We start from the raw sequence: 20,870 nt of genomic DNA on the forward strand, positions 1-20,870 counted from the left end.
TCATGACGTGACTCCTTGAGGTGGGTGGATTGCTCAATGGTCCGGTCAGAGGGGGCATTTGCGTGAGTTAAACGTTGTTAATTTTTTGGAACCGGCGTGTTAAGCCGCGATGAAGACGGCTTTTTTGTGGCGAGGGGATTTATCCCCGCTGGACTGCAAAGCAGTCCCGAGACTGACACCTGGGTGTGTCAGATTCATGGGGGGTTGGGCTTTTGGGGCCGCTTCGCGACCCAACGGGGATAAATCCCCTCGCCACCAGGTTCTAGCAACCAGAGGGTTGTGTGTTTGCCAGTGAGAAGGCTCTTCACCGTTGCGCTTGAAACAAAACCTGAGGAATATGCTCGGGAAAAGCCCTTGCACCGGGACCAGAACATTGAGAGCAACATGAGCCAATACCTCAACCTGCCTGTCGAACAGACGGTGCATTTCGGCCCTTACCGCGTCCATCCTCGCCAGCGTCTGGTGCTGGAGGCCGGGCAGCCGTTGCGCCTGGGACGCCGGGCAGTGGAGATCCTGCTGGTATTGCTCGAACACGCTGGAAACGTGGTGAGCAAGCACGAACTGATGGCCCGTGTCTGGCCCAAGAGCGTGGTGGAAGACACCAACCTGCGGGTGCACGTGGCGGCGCTGCGCAAGGCCCTGGGAGACGGCCAGTCCGGGCAGCGTTACATCATCACTGTGGCGCAGCGCGGTTACAGTTTCGTCGCACCGGTGTCCCTGGAGCCGGTCGAGCAACTGGCGCGCATCCCGCACCCTTCCCTGGCCCACAACCTGCCGCCGCGCCGCACCCGGCTGATCGGACGCCAGGGCCTGGTGGAAAACCTGGTGGCCCAGCTACCGAGAAAACGTTTCATCACCCTGGTGGGGGCCGGCGGGATCGGCAAGACCACCGTCGCCTTGCGTGTCGCTGAGCGGTTGATCGGTCACTACCGCGACGGTGCCTACCTGCTGGACCTGGCGTCGCTCAACGATCCGTGCATGATTGCCCCAAACCTGTGTGCGCTGCTGGACCTGCCACTGCATGAAGGCGACCCGCTGGATGCCATCACCCGGCGACTCAAAGAGCGACACCTGCTGCTGGTCATCGATAACTGCGAGCACCTGATCGATGCCATCGCCCAGCTCAGTGAAACCCTGCTGCGCGGTGCGCCTCACTTGCACATCCTGGCCACCAGCCGCGAAGGCCTGCGGGCCGAAGGTGAGCACGTGCAGCATCTGGATTCCCTGGCGTTCCCACCCCGGGAGATGCCCATCAAGGGGTATCCGGCCCTGGAGTTCCCGGCGCTGCAGTTGTTCGCCGAACGGGCAATGGCCAGTCATGACAGCTTCGAGCTGACGGATCAGGACATACCGCTGGTGGTCGACATCTGCCGTCGGCTGGACGGTATCCCCCTGGCCATCGAACTGGCCGCCGGTCAGATCGGGGTATTCGGACTGGAGGCCCTTCACCGGCAACTGCAAGACAGCGTCGCCCTGCTCCACAACGACACCAATGTCGCCGCACCACGCCAGCAAACCCTGCGGGCCACGCTGGACTGGAGTTTTGCGCTGCTTACCGACTGCGAGCAAACCTGCCTGCGACGGCTGGCGGTGTTCATGGGCAGCTTCAATCTGGCGTCGGCCGCAGCGGTGATCGTGGGTCAACATATCGCGCCGGACCAGGTGCTGATGTCGGTCAGCCAACTGGTCGCCAAATCGCTGCTCAACGTCGAGGTCGGCGATGAAGAGGTGCGTTATCGCCTGCTGGACACGACCCGCAGCTATGCCCTGGAAAAACTGACTGAAGCCGGGGAACTGGCTGCCAGCCACCAGCGTCACGCCGAGCGCTGCCTGACGCTGATGGAGCATGCCGAAAAAGACTGGGAAACGACCCCCACGCGGCAGTGGATCGCCCGCTACGCCCTCTATCGCGACGACATCCGTGCCGCGCTCGACCGGGGGCTGGGCCCGCAGGGATCGCATGCGGTAGCGATCAGCCTGACTGCCCGCACCCTGCCCCTCTGGCAGGAGTTGTCGCTGCTCAGGGAGCACGGGCTTTACGTGAGCAAGGCGCGGGCGTTATTGCGCCAAAGCCCCGTGCCGTGCCCACGACTGACCCTGGCCCTGGAACTGGCCCATGCCAGTTTCAATTACCATACCCAAGGCGGCACGCCTGCCACTGTCGAAGCCTTCACCACGGCCCGGGGCCTGGCGCAACAATGCCAGGACCTGGCTGGCGAGCTGCGAGCCGTGTCGGGGCTCATGACCGTCAACCTCAGCTGCGGCAACTACCAAGAGGCCTTGGAGCAAAGCCTGGATTTCGACCGACTGGGCATGCACGGCGACCCGACCCTGTCCTTGAGCACCCAACGCCTGCGGGTGCTGGCGCAGCATTTCACCGGCGACCAGACGGCCGCCCGGCGTGATGCCGAACAAGTGATCCAGCGCCTGGCCCAGAGCGGCCACCTCAGCCGTTTCTCCCACGGCTTCGGCGTGCAATACGATCAGAGCGTGGCGACACTGACCGTGCTGGCGCGCATTCTCTGGCTGCAAGGCTTTGCCGAAAAAGCCCGGCGCACCGCCGACCTTGCGCTGCAGATTGCCTTGCAGATCAACCACGGCATCTCGATCTGCTACACCCTGGCGCTGAGCGGTTGTGTGATTGCGCACTACAACGGCGATCATTCACGCGCCCGGGAAAGGCTCGAACTGTTGAAGCACCAGGCGAAAAAACATTCGGTCATGTTGTTCCATGACTGGGCCAGCCACTATGCCCGCGCTTTCGATGACGAAACCCTGGAAGCGAGTTCGACCCACGCCGGACTGATCCAGGACATCGTTGTCACCCTGCGCATCGATTGCGTCAACCAGGCACAGGTCGAGCGCGCCCGCAACGGTGCGGCAGGCTGGTGTTCGGCGGAGATCCTGCGGGCCGATGCCGAAGCCCTGCTGGCGCAAAACGACCCCGCCCTTGAGCGCTGCGCCAAAGAGCAACTGCTGAGCGCCCTGACGGTGGCCCGGCGGCAAAATGCCTTGGCTTGGGAATTGCGCAGCGCCATGTCCCTGGCCCGGCTGTGGCAACGCCGGGGCATGGACCGTGCCGCCCAGGATCTGCTCGGGCCGGTCTATCGTCGTTTCAGCGAAGGGTTCGACACCCCCGACCTACAGCAAGCTGGCGCGCTCCTGCAAAAACTGGCCCGACGGCTGGGGCCTTGAACGACGCACCTCCCAAGCTTCTTGCAACGCGTGGCGCCGACTGAAAACAGCCCACTGACCACTGCGGCGCAATTTTTCCAGGGCATAGGCGCGCGTGGTGTGGAGCAAGTGGAACCGAACCCCGTCCACGCGCTGCTCGACCATGACCAGCGATTGGTTCGCCAGCCGTGACAGCAGACCAGGCAATTGCCCGGCTTCCAGCTCGGCACAACTGATGACGGCCAGCGCAGCCTTGAGCGTAAACGGCCCATCGAACACGGCCAGACGCTGGAACACCGCTTGCTCATCGTCACTCAAACGCTCGAAACTCCAATCCAGCATGGCCTCCAGGCTTCGATGGCGCGCCACAGCCGTGCGGCGCCCATGGTTCAAGAGTGACAGCCCACAATCCAACTGTTCCAAGACCCCCGCCACGCCCAACACACCCACCTGGGCCGCTGCCAGTTCCAGCGCCAGCGGTAACCCGTCCAGGCGTTGGCATATCTGGACAATGACCGCCAGCTCGCGGTCATTGGGCTCGAAACCCTGCTGCCGGGCAGCGACCTGATCGATCAACAACTGCACGGCCGGACACGCCAATATCTGGTGCGCCGGCTCACCGGGCGAGGCCACTGTCAGCCCCGGCAATTGTACGACGCGCTCATCCGTCAGACTCAAGGGCTCGCGGCTGCTGAACAACAGCGAGACCTGCGGGGCCGATGCGCCCAACGCCCGGGCCAGGTCCCGGCAGGCGTCGAGCAGATGGTCGCCGCCATCGAGCACCAGCAAAACCCGCCAGGATTTCAGTTGCTGGCCCAAGGCGCCATGTCCCAGGCCCAGGGTGCGGGAAACCTGCCTCGTCACCTGCGACGGGTCGCTGATGGCGGACAGGTCCACAAACCAGGCACCGTGGTCAAAGTGTTCCAGCAACAGTTCGGCCACCCGCAGCACCACGGTGGTCTTGCCGACCCCACCCGGTCCGGTCACGGTGGTCAGGCGCTGACGGGGCACCTCGCTGAGCAACCGGCCCAGCACTTTATCGCGACCGATCACCGGGCTCAGGCGCGCGGGCAGGTTGTGGCGCTCGATCGGCTGCTCGACGTCAGCATCCACGACCACGGGCGCGGCAAAGCAATAGCCCTGCCGGGGATGATTGAGGATGTAGCGCGCCCCCTGCGCCGCGTCACCGAAAGCCCGCCGCAGCGCCGCGATGTGCACCCGCAGGTTGATGTCTTCCACCACGCTGTCAGGCCAGACGCGCGCGATAAGCGCTTGCTTGCTGACGAAGTGACCGGCGTTCTCCAGCAACACTTGAAGAATGTCCAGGGCGCGACCGCCCAATACCAGAGGCTCGCCGTCACGCGTGACAAGTCGCTGCTGGCGATAAAAGCTAAACGGGCCGAAGCACACCGCCGGCTCGGTGTCGGGTCTGGCGAAACTGTTCATGGGCGATCCAGCGCCGGATAACCATCGCGGGCATGACACTACGGCAATCCGAACGCGTCTGCCCTGGCTCCTGCGCATCCTTTCCAGAGGGTTCGCGGTTATCTTGGCAGCCATCGCCCAGAGGACAATGCTGGCACAGGGCGCATCACGGACATTGCGGTGCCCTGGACGGACACCGACGGCTCAACTGAACTGCTGGCGGTATTGCACGGGGGTCAGGCCAAGCTTTTCGCTGAACAGCGAGCGCATGTGCCGCACACTGCCGAAGCCACTGCGAAACGCCACGGTCTTGAGGGGCAAATCCGTGGATTCCAGCAACTGGCGGGCGCGGTCGATGCGCGCACCTTGCAGGAACTCCATGGGCGTCATCTTCACTTCGCGAACGAACATCCGGGCGAAATGGCGCGAACTCATGGCGGCGATCGCGGCCATGCGTTCGATGGTGAACGGTTCCTCCAGGTGCTCCATCACATGATGCTGCACCCGGGTAATAGCAGACTCTTGAGCCGCCACCGCCGCCACCAGCGGGCTGAACTGCGCCTGGCCGCCCTGGCGCTTCATCACCACCAGCAACACCTTGGCCACATCCAGCGCGACTTTACGACCGTGGTCCTGAGCGACGATGGACAGCGCCAGGTCGATACCGGCGGTCACACCACCGGAGGTAAACAAGCGTCGATCCTGCAGGAAGATTTTGTCGGTCTCCACCCGTGCCTTGGGGAAACGCTGGATCAGACGTTCGGTGTAGTGCCAATGGGTGGTGACGCGATAGCCGTCAAGCAGCCCCGCCTCTCCCAGCACAAATACGCCGGTGCAAATGGAGCCGTAGCGCGTGGCCCGCGGCGCTGCCGCGCGCAACCAGGTGTGCAATCCCGGATGCTGGTCGTTATAGGCGCCCGGGCCACCCGGCACCAGCAACACGTCATAGGCCGCCCAAGCCTGGTCGATGTGGATATCGGCCTCTACCGCCACGCCATTGGACGCTCGCAACGCGCCGCGCTCGGTTCCCAGGGTCAGCAATTGATAACGAAGATCGGGTTCAAGGTAACGATTGGCGATGGAAAACACTTCAAGAGGCCCGGCCATGTCGAGCAATAAAAAATCCGGGAACAGCACCATTGCAACGGTTTTCATCGAAAATACGCCAAAATATTCAGGACCTGCAGATGCCACTTGTGGGAGCGAGCCAGCTCACGATAGCGCACTGGCAACCAACAAAGGGCCAAGCTGAAGCGGCTCTACGCACACAGGTTCGCTCCCACAGGGTTGTGTAGCCTGCAAAACCAACATTATGTCGAAGCCACGTGCCTGCGGGTAGGCACTGCTTATTGTCCACTTAAAACGGACAGTATTTCGTTTTCCACCTGCTTATTGAACAATTCAATAACCATTAACCTTCTTCTGAACCTGGCGAACGCCCAACGCCGCCGCCCATACACATCAGGAGAGCTACCATGCTGACCCTTCGCAAAGCTTCAGACCGCGGCATCGCCCGCCACGGTTGGCTGACCTCGTTCCATACCTTTTCCTTTGCCAGCTACCGCAACGTCAATGAACAAGGCTTCTCCGACCTGCTGGTCATCAACGACGACCGGGTCGCAGCGGCCAAGGGCTTCGGCCAGCATCCTCATCGGGACATGGAGATTTTTTCCTATGTACTTGAAGGCGCGCTGGAGCATAAGGACACCTTGGGTACCGGCTCCGTCATTCGCCCCGGTGATGTGCAACTGATGAGCGCCGGCAGCGGCGTGGCCCATAGCGAGTTCAACCACAGCGCCGAGGAGCTGGTGCACTTCCTGCAGATCTGGATCGTGCCCAACGTCAGTGGCGCCACACCGCGCTATCAACAGGAGCACTTCAGCGCCGAACAGAAACGGGGTCGCCTGCAATTGATCATTTCCCCGGACGGCGCCAACGGCTCGCTCCAGGTGCGCCAGGACGCACGGGTCTATGCCGGGCTGTTCGACGGCAAGGAAAACGCTACCTTGACATTGGCGCCTGATCGTTATGCCTACGTGCATGTGGCCCGCGGCAGCATCGAGCTCAATGGGGTGCCGTTACAGGAAGGTGATGGCGTACGGGTGCGCGAGGAACAGCTGCTGACGTTGAGCAACGGTCAGGATGCCGAGGTCCTGGTGTTTGATCTGCGGCCACAGGAATTGCCGCAGATGCCATGAGGGCAGGTCCTGTTCGCGATAGCGGTTTCCCATCCAGCATTCTTGTTGAATGGAACACCTATATCGCGGGCAGGTTCTCCTTCCGCCGCTTCTCATTGCCCACCGCCATACCACCTCAGTAGCTCCATTCATATAGGGCCGCAGGCTCAGTTTGAAATGTTTAATCAAAACATTGATGAGCCACATAACGATGAAACAAGTACCGAAGCGTTGCGACATATCATTTGGCCATCTTTCATGCTGCTCAGGGGTATATAGCGAAAGCATCTTTAGAAAATTAAACTGCATGAGCTGAGTGAAACAAATAGTGCGAAGCGACAGTTCTTTCCGACCGGTGGTGCACTGTCCTTATTAAAACTACAATATCGTCTTAACGTTACTGGCTATCGAAATGATTTCAATTGGCCATCAATTATCCTCACTCAGTTAATCATGGAAGAAGTATGAAAACGGTTATGTCTCTCGCTGTGCTTTCCGTTGCCTGCTACGCAACAGCAGACGTTCAAAAAATTCAATATGCCTACGACGATTCGAAGGCCGAATACTCCATCGTCTCGTTTACCGAGAGCGGTTCGACCCTCCAGGTTACCGTCCAAAGAGCGGGTCCCTACTTCACCAACTACACAAAACTGGCACTCGACTGCGTTGACCACAATGTTCGGCACATGGGCATGTACAACAGCCTCGAAAGGCTGGAAAAAGCTCAGTTCGACCCGATGCAGGAGCGCATCGTCGCAGGCTCGATCGCCGATGAAGTGCGCAAAGTACTTTGCCGCGGCACAAGCATGACCGCCTCACAGGCCGACGAAGTACCTGCCAAGGTAAAAGCTGACGATAAAATCTGATCTTAACGTCGCTAGCCTGCTATCCCCGAACGCCCTGTTTTCGCTCAAACGTTGAACGATAACTGCCGGGCGGAACGCCGAAGAAATCCCGAAAACGACGCTGAAAGTGCGGCGAGCTGACAAAGCCCGTCGCCACGGCGATTTCTGTGACGGATCGATTGGTCTGCTGGATAAGTTGGCGCGCACGGGTCAGGCGCAGTTCCAGGTAATAACGTGTCGGGGTTGCGCCGAGGAAACTGCAGAAGCGCCGTTCCAACTGCCGCTTGGAAATCTTCACGCAGGCCGCCAGCTCATCGATGGTCAACGGCTCCTCGATGTTTTGCCACATCAACTCCAACGCCAGCTTGAGACTTTCTGGCAGCGTCGGATCGGTTTCGACGAAGACCGGCGGCAGATCCGACGCGTCGCCCGACTCATCACACCGCAGGATCTCCTCGATCGCCCCCACCAGTGCCTCGCCTCCCGTCTGGCGGATCAACTGAAGCATCATGCGCAGCGAGCTGTTGGCACCTGCGCAACTGACCCGCTGCCGGTCCACCACATAAGCGCGGCTGGAAACTTTCACATGGGGATAAACCTCCGCCATCATGGCGCGACTTTCCGGGTGAACCGCGCACTCGAAACCATCGAGCAAACTGGCATCGGCGACGAAAAAAACGCCGTTCCACAACCCGCCCAGTATTGCCCCGGACGCGGCGTTGGCGCGCAGCTTGCGTCGCAGCAGCGGCATGCCCTGCAACTTCACGCGAAAGCCACCGGCGACGATCAGGACGTCCTGGTTTTCCGGCAACTGCGCCAACTCGATATCGGCAGAGATGACGATCCCCAAGTCACTGGTCACCTGACTCCCCGAGGCCCCAACCGTCAGCACCTCATACAGAGGCCTGTCGCTCATCAGGTTGGCCGTCACCAGCGCATCCACCGCACCGGTAAAGGACATCATCGAGAAGTTGTCCATCAATACGAACGCGACACGAACCGGAGCCTGGTCAGCACCTGAGGATCCGAGCGGCCGGTAAGCCATGTTTTTGTTTTTAAGTACGCTCTCGAATGCGCTTGGCATAGGGCCTCGTCAATACATGAAGGCATCAGGACTTGCATCACGCTCGCGCTTTAAGCAGCAGAGCAATTGGCACATCTTCCAGATTAACCACGACGGCTGCAATCGACTCGCGACACCGCAGGGTCATCGCCCCCTCCTCGACCTCAAGTACCGTCGATTCTGGTCGATATCGTGTAGGTACGCATGGGCGCTTCCCCCGTTCCAGAAACTCGCAACGCGCACCGCTACTGTTTCCTGTTTCCGCCGTTTCAACACCTATAAATATCCGCGGGAGAAGTCATGAATATCAAACAGAAGCTGACATGGGCGTTCGCGGCCATCGCCTGCCTGCCAGTTATCCTGGTGGCGGTGCTGGTCGTGTTGAACCTGCGCGACGCCGCACAAACCAACTTCCTGGACAGCAGCGGCCGTGAAATCCGCCAGATCGACAACGGCATGAAGCAGTTCTTCGATGGCATCAGCCAGAACGTCGAGTTCTTCGCCAAGGACCCACGGATTATCGCGGCCAAAGATCTGAAAAATTATTCCGGTGCCGACGCTGCACAAATTCCGCTGCCTGAGAACAACAAACAGCTGCTGGACATATTCGACAGATTCGCCAAAAGCCATCCGACCACCGCCTATCTTTCTCTGGGGCTGGCCGACGGCGGTTACGCCAGCTGGCCTGACGACCCCAAAATTTCCAATTACGACCCCCGCGTACGCCCCTGGTACAAGGCCGCCATCGCTTCGCCGGGCACCACCGTGCGCACAGACGCCTATTACTGGGCACCGGACGACGTGTCGCTGATCGGCATCGTCCATACGGTCTCCGACGCCGCCGGCAAGCTGGTGGGTGTGGTGGGCCTGGATGTGTCGCTCAAGCAACTGACCGAACTGGTCAAGAACATCAAGCTGGGCGACAGCGGTTACCTGATGCTGGTCGAAGCCAATGGCAACGTCCTGGTCGACCCCAGCGATGCCAAGCACAACTTCAAGCCCATGGCAGAAATTGGCCCCAACTATGCCGAACTGGCCAAAAGCGGTGATGGCGTGACTCAGATCGAGATCGATGGCGTGCCCTACATGGCCAACGTCGTCAGTTCCAAAGGCCTGGGCTGGCGCTTCATCGGCCTGATCAAACGCGACGAAGTCATGGCCGAAGCCGCGAGCCTGACCTGGTTGATCGCCATCATCGCCGCCGCGCTGGCAGTGGTGTTCGCCATCGTCGGCGCCAGTTTCGCCAGCGTGATCGTGCGACCGATTCGCGGTGTCGCCAATGGCCTGCAGGAAATCGCCGAAGGTGAAGGCGACCTCACCCGCAAGCTCTCGGTGCAAGGCAAGGACGAAACCGCCACCCTGGCCAGTTGGTTCAACCAGTTCCTGGGCATGATCGCCCAACTGGTGCAGCGCATCGGCAGCGCCTCCTCCGACCTGCAAAGCGCCGCCGCCGATACCAGCGAAGTGGCGCAAAACATGAACGAAGCCGCCGGACGTCAACGCCAGGCCGTTGAACTGGTAAGCACCGCGTTCAACGAAATGGTCGCCACCGCCAATGAGGTCGCCCGCTCTTGCAGCCAGGCGGCCTCCAGCGCGGACGAAGGTTATCGCGACGTGCACGACGGCCAGCATCACATCGGCGAAGCCACGGGCAGCGTGCTGAAACTGAGCGAGGATCTGCAAAAGTCGACCCAGACCATGCAGGCGCTGGAGCAGGACAGCAAGAACATCAACACCATCCTCGACACCATTCGCTCGATTGCCGAACAGACTAACCTGCTGGCCCTCAACGCCGCCATCGAGGCCGCGCGGGCCGGCGATCAAGGTCGTGGGTTCGCCGTGGTGGCCGATGAAGTCCGCGCCCTGGCCCGACGTACCGCCGACTCCACCGGCGAGATCGACAGCCTGCTGGGCAACCTCGCGCGCCGGACCCAGGAAGTCACCCTGCAGATGCAAGGCAGTCTGCAGGGCTCCAAAACCAGCGTTGAACGCATCCAGCAGGCCCGCGACAGCTTCGACAAGATCCGTATCTCGGTGGACTCGATTCGCGACCAGAACACCCAGATCGCCACGGCGGCCGAGGAACAGCACCAGGTGGCCGAGGACATCAACCGGCACATCTCGCAAATCCATACCGATGCACAACTGGTGGAAGAATATGCCCACTCGGCGCAGACGGGCTCGGGGCGCTTGACGGATATTTCCGGGCAGCTCAAAGGGTTGGTGGGGCGGTTCAAGTTCTAGTTGTAGAGCCTGAGACAGCCCCCCAAATGTGGGAGCGAGCCTGCTCGCGATGGCGGTGGCTCAGCTTGCATTGATGTTGAATGCACTGACGCTATCGCGAGCAGGTTCGCTCCCACACTTGCTGTGTCACCGAGTCATTGCGGCCCTGTTGTCACCGATGCGGTTTGCCCGCCAAACATAGCCCAGGCGCTTGGCCAGCGGCATGACCCGAACAGCATGGATGCCCGACTCCTTCAGGGCCTCGTAGGCCGCTTCCAGCCACCCCTCCGGTGAACCCCGCCAGCCTGCGTCCTGAGCCTTGCCACGTACCTGACCGGTATCTCTGGCAGGCAAAGCCTCCATTAGCATTTGTCCTATCCTTGCATTAACCACCCACCCGGAGAGTCGAAATGCCCACCTGCGAATCCGCCCTCCTCCAAAGCTGGCACCACAACGCCCAATCCTGGATCGAAGCCATCCGCACTGGCACCCTCGAAAGCCGTCTCAAGGTCACCAACCAGGCCATCATACTGGCGGTGCTAGGCCGCCAACCCGAGCGTGTGCTCGACCTGGGTTGCGGTGAGGGTTGGTTGTTGCGTGCCCTGACTGAACGAGGTATCGAGGCGGTCGGTGTGGATGGCGATGCGACGCTGGTTGAGGCCGCGCGGGCCGCCGGTTCTTCGCGGGTATATTTGGCCAGCTACGAAGAGCTGGCGCAGGCCAAGGTGGACATCGGCAGCGACTACAACGTGATCTGCGCCAACTTCGCTCTGCTGCATCAAGACATCGTCCCTTTGCTCGCAGCCATGAACGCCCTGCTCGCCCCTGGCGGTACGCTGGTGATTCAGACGCTGCACCCGTGGGTCATGGCAGCGGACGACTACCAGGATGGTTGGCGGGAAGAGACTTTCACCGGTTTCAAGGGACAGTGGCAACCCATGCCGTGGTACTTGCGAACCTTATCCAGTTGGCTCAACGCACTGGACATGGCCGGCTTTCGGCTCGCCGGCCTACAGGAGCCACAGCACCCGCAAAGTGCGATGCCGCAGTCGTTACTGTTAGTAGCCGAGCGGCGAGACTAAGGGCGTTTGCTACGGGGCAGACTTCAACCGCACGCCACTCATCAATAAACCTCAACAACACAAAAAAACTGCCGATACCCAAGGTAAGACCCCAGTGACTGGGTTTCAGGATTGAACGGCGGACCAGGTAATGACAGAGATTTATCTGCTGATAGCACACGGCACGGATCAGGGCGAAGCGTACGTCCTGGGTTGGTTCGATGACAGGACCAAAGCCAGGGAAGTGGCCGAGCAGAAAGAATGGGAAGCCTACCGGGCGAGCCTGAAGGCGGAGCATCCATGGTCAACCCACAAACCCCTGGCGCCGGACCAGACCGACTATCGGCGCTACTGGATCAAGACCGTTTCGAAGTTTGATCAGGTGCCTGTTCCGAGGTCTTGGGCGGTTCATTGATCACTGTGGGTGAAATTCAACGAAACGAGCGTTGTCGAGGGTGGTCTAGAAAATTAAGCCCATCCGATGAGAGCATCATTATGTTGAAATTTCTTGGCGGCACCGTAGGTATCATTTTCATAATCGGCCTGATCGTGGTCATCGCCCTGTTCAAGCTGGTCTTCTGACGGCGACAGTGTCGACCACAGGCCTGGGAACGCCGTTTCTCAAGGCGTGAAAAAAGCCCAATCTTTGCAGATTGGGCTGAACCGCTCCGAGAATTCGCTAACGGGCAAATGCATAATAGCTCTTTGCCATTTATTTCACCCACCCCGCTTTCAATCGGGTGGTGTATTCACTACATTGAGTGTAACTCTGCTCTGTTGACACGGACTGTCATGACTACCCTATCCTCGATCACTTCCGCCATTCCCCTCCAGACTCGCTCCGCTGTCGCGGCATCGCCTGCAACAGCGATAGACAGTGCTGATGTCTTCCCGGCTCGACCGTCGGCAATCGTCAGCCTGGGCAGCCCGGTGGTCGATGTTGAATCACAGACCTATTCCCGCCTCGGGCAACTGCCTGGCCAGGAGAATGTTCGTGTTTGGGAAAAGGAAGGTCAGGACGCTATCACCAACATCATGGGAACCAACCCCAGATCGCTGTCGATAGCCAACCGTTTTCACCGCCTGGGTGCGGTCTTGGTGGAGCAGTTCGCCAAGAATGGTTCGAGCATTTCCCAGTCAGTGCTCCATACCACCACGGACAGGGCTTACGACGTCGCCGGGATAAAATCCGAACAGACGCTACTGCACAATAAAGCCGACAACCTGATCAGTCTCAGCATCAAGACCGCCAGCGGCAAGACGGTCACCTTCAGCCTGACAAGCCAGGACGATGGTCTTGGCGTCCAGGCTACCGTGAATGGTGGCCCGCTGAGCGAGGAGGAACTCAAGGCGATTGGCGCTCTGAGCAGTGCCTTTCAGGCAGCTGTCGACGGGTTGACCGCCGAGCCGCCCAAGCTCGACCTGGGCAAGCTGACGCAGTTTGACTCCAGCGTATTGGCATCCATTGACCTGAACGCCAAGCTTAAGGGCGTGGACGGTGAAGATCTGACCCTCGCCTTTAGCGCCGACAACCAACGCCGCACCACGCAAATGAGCGGTCCGGAGGGCAAACTGAACCTGAGCGTTGACCTGAAGAACAGCGCAATCCTGGGCGATGCCAAGCAACAGGCCAACGCACTGAACAGCTACCTTGCCCAGTTTGACCGAGTGCAGGAGCGTGGCAACGCCAAGGCGGCCCTGATGGAGATGTTCAAGGATGCGTTCAGCGCCATGAACAGCCACTACCCAGAGGGCATTACCCTACCTGACCGATTGACCCGTAATGCGGCGGACAAAGGCCTGTTGACCGGACTGGCAGACTTCGAGGCGTCCATCACTCAGACTAACAAGGCGTCCAACCCGATGCACCTGTCTGAACTTGATAGCTTTGCCTATACCCTCTCGCAAAAGACTGTCGTCGCAGGCTCCATCATGCGTGACCGCAAGATCGATCAAACCCAGCAATCGAGTCTATCGGCCAGCTTTCACAAAAGCCTGAAGGGCGGGAAAGCACCTGCGCTGGGCAAAGATTACGAATCGCAGAACTATCTCTACGTACAAGTGAATGACAAGGCCAGCAGCTCGGCCAGCCTCGCCTACAAGGATGGCCGACTGACCAAAGCCTCCGTCACGCAACACGCCAGCCAGGACACACGGACACAGAAGTACGTCACGGGCAAACTGATTGAAGAGACCGTGGTGCCGAAGGAAGCTTCAGCCAGCCGCAGTCACTTGGTATTGCTGGAGTACGCCGCCAAGGAGAGCAAGAAATCCAAGGATGCGCAGGAGCAATCCTTACTCAAGGAAGCACTGGCTACCCTCCACAGTTCGGTGATGTTGCAGGAAAATCCTTTGGCGTTGATGCGTTGAACACAGTGCTTTGCGCTGGAACAACCGTGAGCCGGTTTGATTCGACCGTCGCAGTCATCTGCATTGCCTGCGGATGAGCCAGCATACACTCAGCGATCGCAGGCTCCAGCTCAACCCGCACTCGCCTTGTCAGAGCCCGAGCACCAAAGCGTGGGTCATGCTTTCGGCACAGCCAGTCGCTTGCCGCAACGTCCAGGACCAGCGTACGACGATGCTGACCGAGACGTTGGTTGAGTTTGTTCAGTTCGATCTTCAACAACGCTTCCAGCCATTGGGTTTCGATGCGCTGGAAAACCAGGATGCGATCAATACGGTTTAGAAATTCCGGTTCGAACCAGGCGTGCAGCGCTTGCTCCAACATAGCCTGCTCACCTTGTGGGGCGATGCCGAGCCAGCGCCGCCAGCCGCGTGAAAAACGTTCCCTGTAGGTGGTCGCTTGCCGGGCTCCAATGTTGCTGGTCATGAAGATCAGGCTATTGCGAAAATCCAGCGTTCGGCTACCGCCCGCCAAGGTCAGTTGGCCGTTCTCAAGAATGCCCAACAAGCTGCGCACCACTTCCTTGCTGGCCTTTTCCAGTTCATCGAACAGCACGATGCCTGGGCGACTGTAGGTACCTTGAATCAATTCGCTATTGAACAGACTGACGCCCTCTTTACTCCCCACATAACCAGGTGGCGCTCCGGTGAGCGCCGCCGAGTAATGCTCCTGGGCCAGGGTGTGCATGTCGATGCGACAAAAAGCATCGGAGCGACCGTGTATGGCCAGTGCCAGCATACGGACGATTTCGGTCTTGCCGACACCGGTTGGCCCCATGAACAGGTTCACCGTCAACGGCCTCTCACGTTCACCAATATCGACCTTAACCACGTTTAGCAACGCCTCGACCGCGCTCATGGCTTGTTCTTGGCCGACAATTCGACTGCGCAACAACGCCATGACCTGGGCGGGATTGAAGACGAAGCGTGAGGTCAACAACTCTGCTGCCGGTGATACGTTGGTCAGGCTAGGCTGTGGGTGGTTTGGGTCGGTGCGATCATTCACGAAAGGCATGGTTTAGCCTGCGTGTTTTTCTTTACCGTCGTGGGGAATCTCTCCCACCGGGCAATGAGCCACGCCGACGGTGCGACGGGTAAGTTTTTCGACGTTTTCCTGGGCTTTCTGCGCATCCAGTACCCAGGTGCGGTAAAAGTCGAACGGGCAGTCAGCCACTCCCTTGTCGCCGTCCCCGGAGTTATAGACCCCGGTGTAACCGCGATGCAGCAGCTTGAACAAATGATTCTGTGATTGGTCGTTCGCTCGCGCATCGCGGATTTGCGAAACGGATAATTGTGCGTACTGAATGCCCATTTCCTCTTCACCGCATTCGCCCAGAGTGCGACCGTCGAAGCCAATGATCGCCGAGTGACCAAAGTAGGAGTAAACCCCATCGAAGCCGGCGGCATTGGCCACTGCCACATAACAATTATTGGCCCAGGCCATGCTTTTGGACATCATCACCTGCTGCTCTTTGGCCGGGTACATATAGCCCTGGCACCGGACGATCAACTCCGCCCCTTTCATTGCACAGTCGCGCCAGATCTCCGGGTAGTTACCGTCATCACAAATGATCAAGCTGATCTGCAAGCCCTTCGGCCCCTCGCAGACATAGGTCCGATCACCCGGATACCAGCCTTCTATGGGGCACCAGGGAATGCACTTGCGGTACTTCTGGACGATTTCGCCCTGGTTATTGATCAACACCAACGTGTTGTACGGGGCTTTGTGAGGGTGTTCCTCATGCCGCTCACCGGTCAGTGAAAACACCCCCCACGTGTCTGCCGCACGGCACGCGGCGGAAAAGATCGCAGTCTCTTCGCCTGGAATGCTGGCGGCAGTCGCCATCATCTCATCGTGGTCGTACATGATGCCCATGGTGCTGTATTCAGGAAACACCACCAAGTCCATACCGGGGAGACCGCTTTTCATACCAGTGATGATGTCGGCAATCTTGCGGGCGTTTTCAATGACCTCGGCTTTTGTATGCAGCCGCGGCATTTTGTAATTGACGACCGCGACACCCACGGTATCCGGGCTGCTGGAAATATCACCATGACGCATGAAATTTACCTCTGTTAATGGCTGATCATCCAAGGTCTGGAGCCGGTTTTACTCTTGAGCCCCTGAGGATTGGCTTTGGTCGGGGCCAGCGGTTTGCTCGGTGCGCAACAACTGCACCCACTGGGGTGACGACGGTTCTGCTGGTACTCACCAAGGGTCTGCGGTGAGTGGGCACTTCGCTCGTTGGTCGCCATGGCCTGGCGTTGACTGCTCGACAACGTCGTCAGCGCCGGCGCAGACAACAGCAACGGCCCTCCTGGGCCCGCGCAAAACGGGCACTGGCACGGCTCGTGCCGTTGGGCCATAGGCCGCAACATTGTGAAACAGCCACAGGTTTGGCATTCGTACTCATAGGTCGGCATGGCGCTCTCCGGACATTGATCGGGCTCGGGCGTGTCTCACAGGTCCGGGGCGATCGGCAGATCGATACTGCCGTCGAGGTGTTTGATGGGGCCGTTGGCGTTGGGGTTGATGTCGAACTCGAAGATTTCGGTGGGTAACCAGAGCGTCGCGCAGGCGTTGGGGATGTCGACCACGCCGCTGATATGCCCTTGCACCGGCGCAGAACCCAACAGTGCATAGCCCTGGGCGGGCGAATAACCAAACTTGGTCAAATAGTTGATCGCATTCAGGCAGGCCTGGCGGTACGCGATATTGACGTCCAGGTAGTGCTGCTTGCCGGCTTCATCCACCGAGATACCTTCAAAGATCAGGTAGTTCTGGTAGGTCGGGATAATCGGGCTGGGTTTGAACACCGGGTTCTTGATTGCGTACTTGGCCATGCCGCCCTTGATCAGCTCGACTTTCATATGCACCCAGCCGGCCATCTCGATTGCGCCGCAAAAAGTGATCTCGCCGTCGCCCTGACTGAAGTGCAGGTCTCCCACCGACAACCCGGCGCCGTTGACGTAGACCGGGAAGAAAATCTTCGAGCCCCGGGACAGGTCCTTGATATCGCAGTTACCACCATGTTCACGCGGTGGCACGGTGCGTGCGCCGGTGGCCGCGGCATCATCCCGGGCCTGGCCTTTGAGCTTGCCCATGTGCGCGGTGGCGGCCAGCGGGGCGTTGGCCAAGGGCGGCACGCGGGTCGGGTTGGTATCGATCAGCTCCTGCTCACGGCGGTTCCAGTCGGCGAGCATTACCGGGTCGGGCAGGCAACCGATCAATCCGGGGTGGATCAGGCCGGCAAAGTTGACCCCGGGAATGTGCCGCGAGCTGGTGAACATGCCTTTGAAATCCCAGATGGCTTTCTGTGCGCTGGGAAAGTGATCCGTGAGGAATCCGCCGCCGTTCTGCCGCGAGAAGAAACCGTTGAAGCCCCACATGGATTCGGCCTTGGCACCGATGTCCAACAGGTCGACCACCAGCAGATCCCCCGGCTCGGCGCCATGCACGCCCACTGGACCGGACAGGTAGTGCACGGTGGACAGGTCGACGTCACGCACATCCGAGGCGTCGTCGTTGTTCTTGATCGCGCCGGCGGTCCAGTCGTAAGTCTCAAGAATAAAGTCATCCCCTGGCTTGACCCAGCAAGCCATGGGAATGTCCGGATGCCAGCGGTTATGGATCTGTTCGTTCTCGGTGGCGGGCTGGTTGAGGTCGACTTTGATCAAGGTATCGGTCATGGCGAAGCTCCTGAACATTGGGGATGTACCGCGTTGGAACCAGTCTCGAATGGCGGCCCGAATCGGCCAATACGTTGGATGACGTACCCCTGTAGGAGCTGGCTTGCCAGCTGCTACAAAGGGGGCCGATAAACCATCGCGCCGCCCGGCCGCACCTACACAGAGAGGTAGCGACTGATGGTGGCTTCGTCGACCTTGTCCCGGGTCTCTTCAATCACGAAGCGGCCCTTCTCGATCACCAGGAAGCGGTCGGCGATTTCCAGGGTGAATGACAGCACCTGCTCGGAGACCACAATGGTCAGGTCGCGCAGGTTGCGGATCTCTTTCAAAGTGCGGGCGATGTCCTTGATGATCGACGGCTGGATGCCTTCGGTAGGTTCATCGAGCAACAACACCTTGGGATTGGTCGCCAGCGCCCGGGCAATGGCCAGTTGCTGCTGTTGCCCGCCCGAGAGATTGCCGCCCTTGCGCGACCGCATGTCGTGAAGCACCGGAAACAACGCATAAAGATCTTCGGGGACCTGGCCCCGGGCCGATGCTGGCAGGCCGGTCTGAATATTTTCCAACACCGTCATGCTGGGGAAAATCATCCTCCCCTGGGGCACATAGGCGATGCCGAGTTCCACCCGCTCGTGGGTTTCCAGGTTCGAGACCTCCTGGCCATCGACGCTGACCTGCCCCCGCCACTGCGGAAGGATGCCCATCAAACTCTTGAACAGCGTGGTCTTGCCCATACCGTTGCGTCCCATCACGGCGACGATTTCGCGTTTGGCCACGGCCAGGTCGAGGTCGTGGAGGATCTGGCTCTGGCCGTAACCACAGGACAGCTTGTCTACGTTGAACATGCCTGCTTCCTCAATGGCCTAAATAGACTTCGATGACTTTCGGGTTGTTCTGCACCGACTCCATGCTGCCCTCGGCCAGGACCTTGCCCTGGTGCAGCACCGTGACCTTATGGGCGATGCTCTTGACGAATTCCATGTCGTGTTCGATCACCAGCACCGAGCGTCCCTGGCTGATGCGCTTGAGCAGTTCTGCGGTCTGGACGCGTTCGTTGACGCTCATCCCGGCGACGGGTTCATCGAGCATCAACAGGTCAGGGTTCTGCATCAGCAGCATGCCGATCTCCAGCCACTGCTTCTGGCCGTGGGACAGCAGGTCGGCCTGTTGCTGCAACAGCTCACCGAGAAAGATCTCCCGCGCCACCTCTTCAACCCGGGCAATCACTGCGGCACTGCGTTTGAAGAACAATGCGCCCAACACCTTGCGCCCCGCCGGGTAGGACATCTCCAGGTTCTCGAACACCGTGAGGTTTTCGTAGATCGACGGGTTCTGGAATTTGCGCCCGACACCGGCACGGACAATGTTGTACTCGCGCATCTTGGTCAGCTCCTGACCATCGAACTGAATGCTGCCGCTGGTGGCGCGGGTCTTGCCGCAGATCAGGTCGAGCACCGTGGTCTTGCCTGCGCCGTTGGGCCCGATCACCACCCGCACTTCATTGCGGTCGATGTACAGGTTGAGGTTGTCCACGGCCTTGAAACCGTCGAAGGACACCGTCAGCCCCTCGATAACCAGCACCGGCTTGTTCATTTGAAATCCCACGGCGGTCATGGCTGCGTCTCCAGCGAAGGACGTTCAGGAGCCGAGGCTGGCGGCGCGGTGCGCGGCGCCTCTGGCAGGGGTTCGGCAACGGCAGCTTGCTGCGAGGGACGCCGCAATAAACGGCCAAGGGTCTGGCGGCCATGGCTGTCCCAGAGTCCGGCCAAGCCATTGGGGAAGTACATGACCACGGCAATGAACAGCCCACCCATCAGGTACAGCCATAATTCGGGGAACGACTCGGAGAAATAGGTCTTGCCGTAGTTCACCAGCAAGGCCCCATACACCGCGCCGAGCAGCGACATGCGCCCGCCGACAGCGGCAAAGATCACCATCTCGATGGACGGCACGATGCCGACGAACGAAGGCGACATGAAGCCCACCTGCAAGGCGAACATGGCGCCGCCAATGGCCGAGAAGGCGGCGGCGATGCAGAACACGAAAATCTTGAAACTGGCTACGTCATAACCGGAGAAGCGCACCCGTTCCTCTCTATCGCGCATCGCCATCAGCAGCCGCCCGAGCTTCGACGCGAGGACGAAACGGCCGATGAAAATGCAGCCGAACAACAAGGCCGCGTTGATGAAGTACAGCAGCAGCTTGGCGCTGTCGCTGCGCAGGTCCCAGCCGAGCAGAGTCTTGAGATCGGTGATGCCGTTGACCCCGCCGGTCAGGCCCTGCTGGCCGACGATCAGCACCGTGAGAATCAGCGCGATGGCCTGGCTGACGATAGAGAAATAAACATCCCCCACCCGCCGCTTGAACAGCGCCATGCCAATGATGAAGGCCAGCACCACCGGCACCAGGATCACCGCTAGCAGGGTGAAGCTGAAACTGTGGAACGGCACCCAGAGCCACGGCAGTTCGGTGATCTGGTTCCAGTCCATGAAATCCGGAATGCCCGGCGTCGACTGGATTTTGGTGCTCTGCGGGTCGGAGGCTTCGAGCTTGAGAAACATCGCCATGCAGTAGCCGCCGACGCCGAAGAACACTCCCTGCCCGAGGCTGAGAATGCCGCCATAGCCCCAACACAACACCAGGCCGACAGCGACGAAGGCATAGGTCAGGTACTTGCCCACCATGTTCAGGCGAAAGGCATCCAGGGTCAGCGGGAAGACCACGAAGATCAGCAGCGCCAACAGGGCCACGCCCAACAGGTTCTGCTTGCCCGCCAGCATCTTGTCTAAAAGCTTCATTGGCTCGC

General features: G+C 59.8%; 18 protein-coding genes and 1 pseudogene. 8 read left to right on the forward strand and 11 right to left on the reverse strand.

Annotated elements, in window-relative coordinates; translation table 11 throughout:
- Positions 1–384 precede the first annotated feature (384 nt).
- Positions 385–3,195, forward strand: a complete 2,811-nt coding sequence (locus GSM73_RS13745) for a winged helix-turn-helix domain-containing protein (protein ID WP_160892947.1) — start codon at positions 385–387, stop codon at positions 3,193–3,195.
- Here the strand turns inward: GSM73_RS13745 and GSM73_RS13750 are convergent.
- Both GSM73_RS13750 and GSM73_RS13755 read right to left on the reverse strand, forming a co-directional pair.
- Entirely contained in the window at positions 3,142–4,620 is a 1,479-nt protein-coding gene (locus GSM73_RS13750) for a winged helix-turn-helix domain-containing protein (protein WP_160892949.1), read from the reverse strand. The genes GSM73_RS13745 and GSM73_RS13750 overlap by 54 nt on opposite strands.
- Before the next feature lie 183 nt (positions 4,621–4,803).
- Positions 4,804–5,754, reverse strand: coding sequence for a GlxA family transcriptional regulator (locus GSM73_RS13755; RefSeq protein WP_160892951.1), 951 nt, complete (start codon positions 5,752–5,754; stop codon positions 4,804–4,806).
- 320 nt (positions 5,755–6,074) lie between these two features.
- Between GSM73_RS13755 and GSM73_RS13760 the strand changes: the two genes are divergently transcribed.
- Together GSM73_RS13760 and GSM73_RS13765 are read left to right on the forward strand one after the other, a co-directional pair.
- A complete protein-coding gene (locus GSM73_RS13760; protein WP_047229360.1) occupies positions 6,075–6,797 on the forward strand; it encodes a pirin family protein in 723 nt (240 codons plus the stop codon).
- A 443-nt stretch (positions 6,798–7,240) separates the two neighbouring features.
- On the forward strand, positions 7,241–7,642 hold the full coding sequence (locus GSM73_RS13765; RefSeq protein WP_160892953.1) for a hypothetical protein: 402 nt from the start codon (positions 7,241–7,243) through the stop codon (positions 7,640–7,642).
- Positions 7,643–7,661: 19 nt separating this feature from the next.
- On the opposite strand, the gene GSM73_RS13770 is transcribed toward GSM73_RS13765, so the two are convergent.
- Entirely contained in the window at positions 7,662–8,705 is a 1,044-nt protein-coding gene (locus GSM73_RS13770) for a GlxA family transcriptional regulator (RefSeq protein ID WP_160892955.1), read from the reverse strand.
- A gap of 279 nt (positions 8,706–8,984) precedes the next feature.
- On the opposite strand from GSM73_RS13770, the pseudogene GSM73_RS28225 reads away from it, so the two are divergent.
- Together GSM73_RS28225 and GSM73_RS28230 are read left to right on the forward strand one after the other, a co-directional pair.
- A pseudogene (locus GSM73_RS28225) lies at positions 8,985–10,067 on the forward strand (cache domain-containing protein); the annotation flags it as partial.
- 93 nt (positions 10,068–10,160) lie between these two features.
- On the forward strand, positions 10,161–10,928 hold the full coding sequence (locus GSM73_RS28230) for a methyl-accepting chemotaxis protein (RefSeq protein ID WP_372241386.1): 768 nt from the start codon (positions 10,161–10,163) through the stop codon (positions 10,926–10,928).
- A gap of 126 nt (positions 10,929–11,054) precedes the next feature.
- Here GSM73_RS28230 and GSM73_RS26430 read toward each other — a convergent pair whose 3' ends face one another.
- A complete protein-coding gene (locus GSM73_RS26430) occupies positions 11,055–11,276 on the reverse strand; it encodes a hypothetical protein (RefSeq protein ID WP_178129673.1) in 222 nt (73 codons plus the stop codon).
- 41 nt (positions 11,277–11,317) lie between these two features.
- On the opposite strand from GSM73_RS26430, the gene GSM73_RS13780 reads away from it, so the two are divergent.
- The 3 genes from GSM73_RS13780 to GSM73_RS13790 all read left to right on the forward strand — a co-directional run bounded on the left by GSM73_RS13780 (position 11,318) and on the right by GSM73_RS13790 (position 14,338).
- Positions 11,318–11,989, forward strand: coding sequence for a bifunctional 2-polyprenyl-6-hydroxyphenol methylase/3-demethylubiquinol 3-O-methyltransferase UbiG (locus tag GSM73_RS13780; protein ID WP_160892957.1), 672 nt, complete (start codon positions 11,318–11,320; stop codon positions 11,987–11,989).
- Positions 11,990–12,119: 130 nt separating this feature from the next.
- The gene (locus tag GSM73_RS13785; RefSeq protein ID WP_047229356.1) at positions 12,120–12,383 is read left to right on the forward strand and encodes a hypothetical protein; all 264 of its coding nucleotides are present in this window, start codon (positions 12,120–12,122) and stop codon (positions 12,381–12,383) included.
- Positions 12,384–12,760: 377 nt separating this feature from the next.
- Positions 12,761–14,338, forward strand: a complete 1,578-nt coding sequence (locus tag GSM73_RS13790; RefSeq protein WP_256676902.1) for a lactate dehydrogenase — start codon at positions 12,761–12,763, stop codon at positions 14,336–14,338.
- Here the strand turns inward: GSM73_RS13790 and GSM73_RS13795 are convergent.
- From GSM73_RS13795 to urtC, 7 genes are all read right to left on the reverse strand, one after another.
- Complete coding sequence (locus GSM73_RS13795) at positions 14,283–15,389, reverse strand: AAA family ATPase (protein WP_256676903.1); 1,107 nt, start codon at positions 15,387–15,389, stop codon at positions 14,283–14,285. The genes GSM73_RS13790 and GSM73_RS13795 overlap by 56 nt on opposite strands.
- 3 nt (positions 15,390–15,392) lie before the next feature.
- The gene (locus GSM73_RS13800) at positions 15,393–16,436 is read right to left on the reverse strand and encodes an aliphatic amidase (RefSeq protein WP_047229353.1); all 1,044 of its coding nucleotides are present in this window, start codon (positions 16,434–16,436) and stop codon (positions 15,393–15,395) included.
- 14 nt (positions 16,437–16,450) lie between these two features.
- Positions 16,451–16,798: an FmdB family zinc ribbon protein gene (locus GSM73_RS13805; RefSeq protein WP_047229352.1), complete on the reverse strand. Its 348-nt coding sequence runs from the start codon at positions 16,796–16,798 to the stop codon at positions 16,451–16,453.
- 36 nt (positions 16,799–16,834) lie between these two features.
- Positions 16,835–18,064 (reverse strand): formamidase, encoded by a 1,230-nt coding sequence (fmdA, locus tag GSM73_RS13810; RefSeq protein ID WP_047229351.1) that lies wholly within the window; start codon positions 18,062–18,064, stop codon positions 16,835–16,837.
- Between the two features lie 155 nt (positions 18,065–18,219).
- On the reverse strand, positions 18,220–18,909 hold the full coding sequence (urtE, locus tag GSM73_RS13815) for an urea ABC transporter ATP-binding subunit UrtE (protein ID WP_139050668.1): 690 nt from the start codon (positions 18,907–18,909) through the stop codon (positions 18,220–18,222).
- Positions 18,910–18,919: 10 nt separating this feature from the next.
- Complete coding sequence (gene urtD / locus GSM73_RS13820; protein WP_139050669.1) at positions 18,920–19,678, reverse strand: urea ABC transporter ATP-binding protein UrtD; 759 nt, start codon at positions 19,676–19,678, stop codon at positions 18,920–18,922.
- Positions 19,675–20,862 carry an urea ABC transporter permease subunit UrtC gene (gene urtC / locus GSM73_RS13825; RefSeq protein WP_047229348.1) on the reverse strand — a complete coding sequence of 396 codons (1,188 nt, stop codon included), beginning with the start codon at positions 20,860–20,862 and terminating at the stop codon, positions 19,675–19,677. Before urtC ends, urtD begins: the two co-directional genes overlap by 4 nt.
- Positions 20,863–20,870: the final 8 nt, after the last annotated feature.

The organism is Pseudomonas sp. PICF6, assembly GCF_009831705.1.
Classification (GTDB): Bacteria; Pseudomonadota; Gammaproteobacteria; order Pseudomonadales; family Pseudomonadaceae; genus Aquipseudomonas; species Aquipseudomonas rhizophila.

Excerpts from the sequence above, each read along its gene's own strand:
- GSM73_RS13790 (WP_256676902.1), top strand. The coding sequence starts at position 12,761 with ATGACTACCCTATCCTCGATCACTTCCGCCATTCCCCTCCAGACTCGC.
- urtC (WP_047229348.1), bottom strand. The coding sequence starts at position 20,862 with ATGAAGCTTTTAGACAAGATGCTGGCGGGCAAGCAGAACCTGTTGGGC.
- GSM73_RS13805 (WP_047229352.1), bottom strand. The coding sequence starts at position 16,798 with ATGCCGACCTATGAGTACGAATGCCAAACCTGTGGCTGTTTCACAATG.
- GSM73_RS13745 (WP_160892947.1), top strand. The coding sequence starts at position 385 with ATGAGCCAATACCTCAACCTGCCTGTCGAACAGACGGTGCATTTCGGC.
- GSM73_RS26430 (WP_178129673.1), bottom strand. The coding sequence starts at position 11,276 with ATGCTAATGGAGGCTTTGCCTGCCAGAGATACCGGTCAGGTACGTGGC.
- GSM73_RS13755 (WP_160892951.1), bottom strand. The coding sequence starts at position 5,754 with ATGAAAACCGTTGCAATGGTGCTGTTCCCGGATTTTTTATTGCTCGAC.
- urtD (WP_139050669.1), bottom strand. The coding sequence starts at position 19,678 with ATGACCGCCGTGGGATTTCAAATGAACAAGCCGGTGCTGGTTATCGAG.
- fmdA (WP_047229351.1), bottom strand. The coding sequence starts at position 18,064 with ATGACCGATACCTTGATCAAAGTCGACCTCAACCAGCCCGCCACCGAG.
- GSM73_RS13770 (WP_160892955.1), bottom strand. The coding sequence starts at position 8,705 with ATGCCAAGCGCATTCGAGAGCGTACTTAAAAACAAAAACATGGCTTAC.
- GSM73_RS13765 (WP_160892953.1), top strand. The coding sequence starts at position 7,241 with ATGAAAACGGTTATGTCTCTCGCTGTGCTTTCCGTTGCCTGCTACGCA.
- GSM73_RS13750 (WP_160892949.1), bottom strand. The coding sequence starts at position 4,620 with ATGAACAGTTTCGCCAGACCCGACACCGAGCCGGCGGTGTGCTTCGGC.
- GSM73_RS13760 (WP_047229360.1), top strand. The coding sequence starts at position 6,075 with ATGCTGACCCTTCGCAAAGCTTCAGACCGCGGCATCGCCCGCCACGGT.
- GSM73_RS13780 (WP_160892957.1), top strand. The coding sequence starts at position 11,318 with ATGCCCACCTGCGAATCCGCCCTCCTCCAAAGCTGGCACCACAACGCC.
- GSM73_RS28230 (WP_372241386.1), top strand. The coding sequence starts at position 10,161 with ATGAACGAAGCCGCCGGACGTCAACGCCAGGCCGTTGAACTGGTAAGC.
- GSM73_RS13785 (WP_047229356.1), top strand. The coding sequence starts at position 12,120 with ATGACAGAGATTTATCTGCTGATAGCACACGGCACGGATCAGGGCGAA.
- GSM73_RS13800 (WP_047229353.1), bottom strand. The coding sequence starts at position 16,436 with ATGCGTCATGGTGATATTTCCAGCAGCCCGGATACCGTGGGTGTCGCG.
- GSM73_RS13795 (WP_256676903.1), bottom strand. The coding sequence starts at position 15,389 with ATGCCTTTCGTGAATGATCGCACCGACCCAAACCACCCACAGCCTAGC.
- urtE (WP_139050668.1), bottom strand. The coding sequence starts at position 18,909 with ATGTTCAACGTAGACAAGCTGTCCTGTGGTTACGGCCAGAGCCAGATC.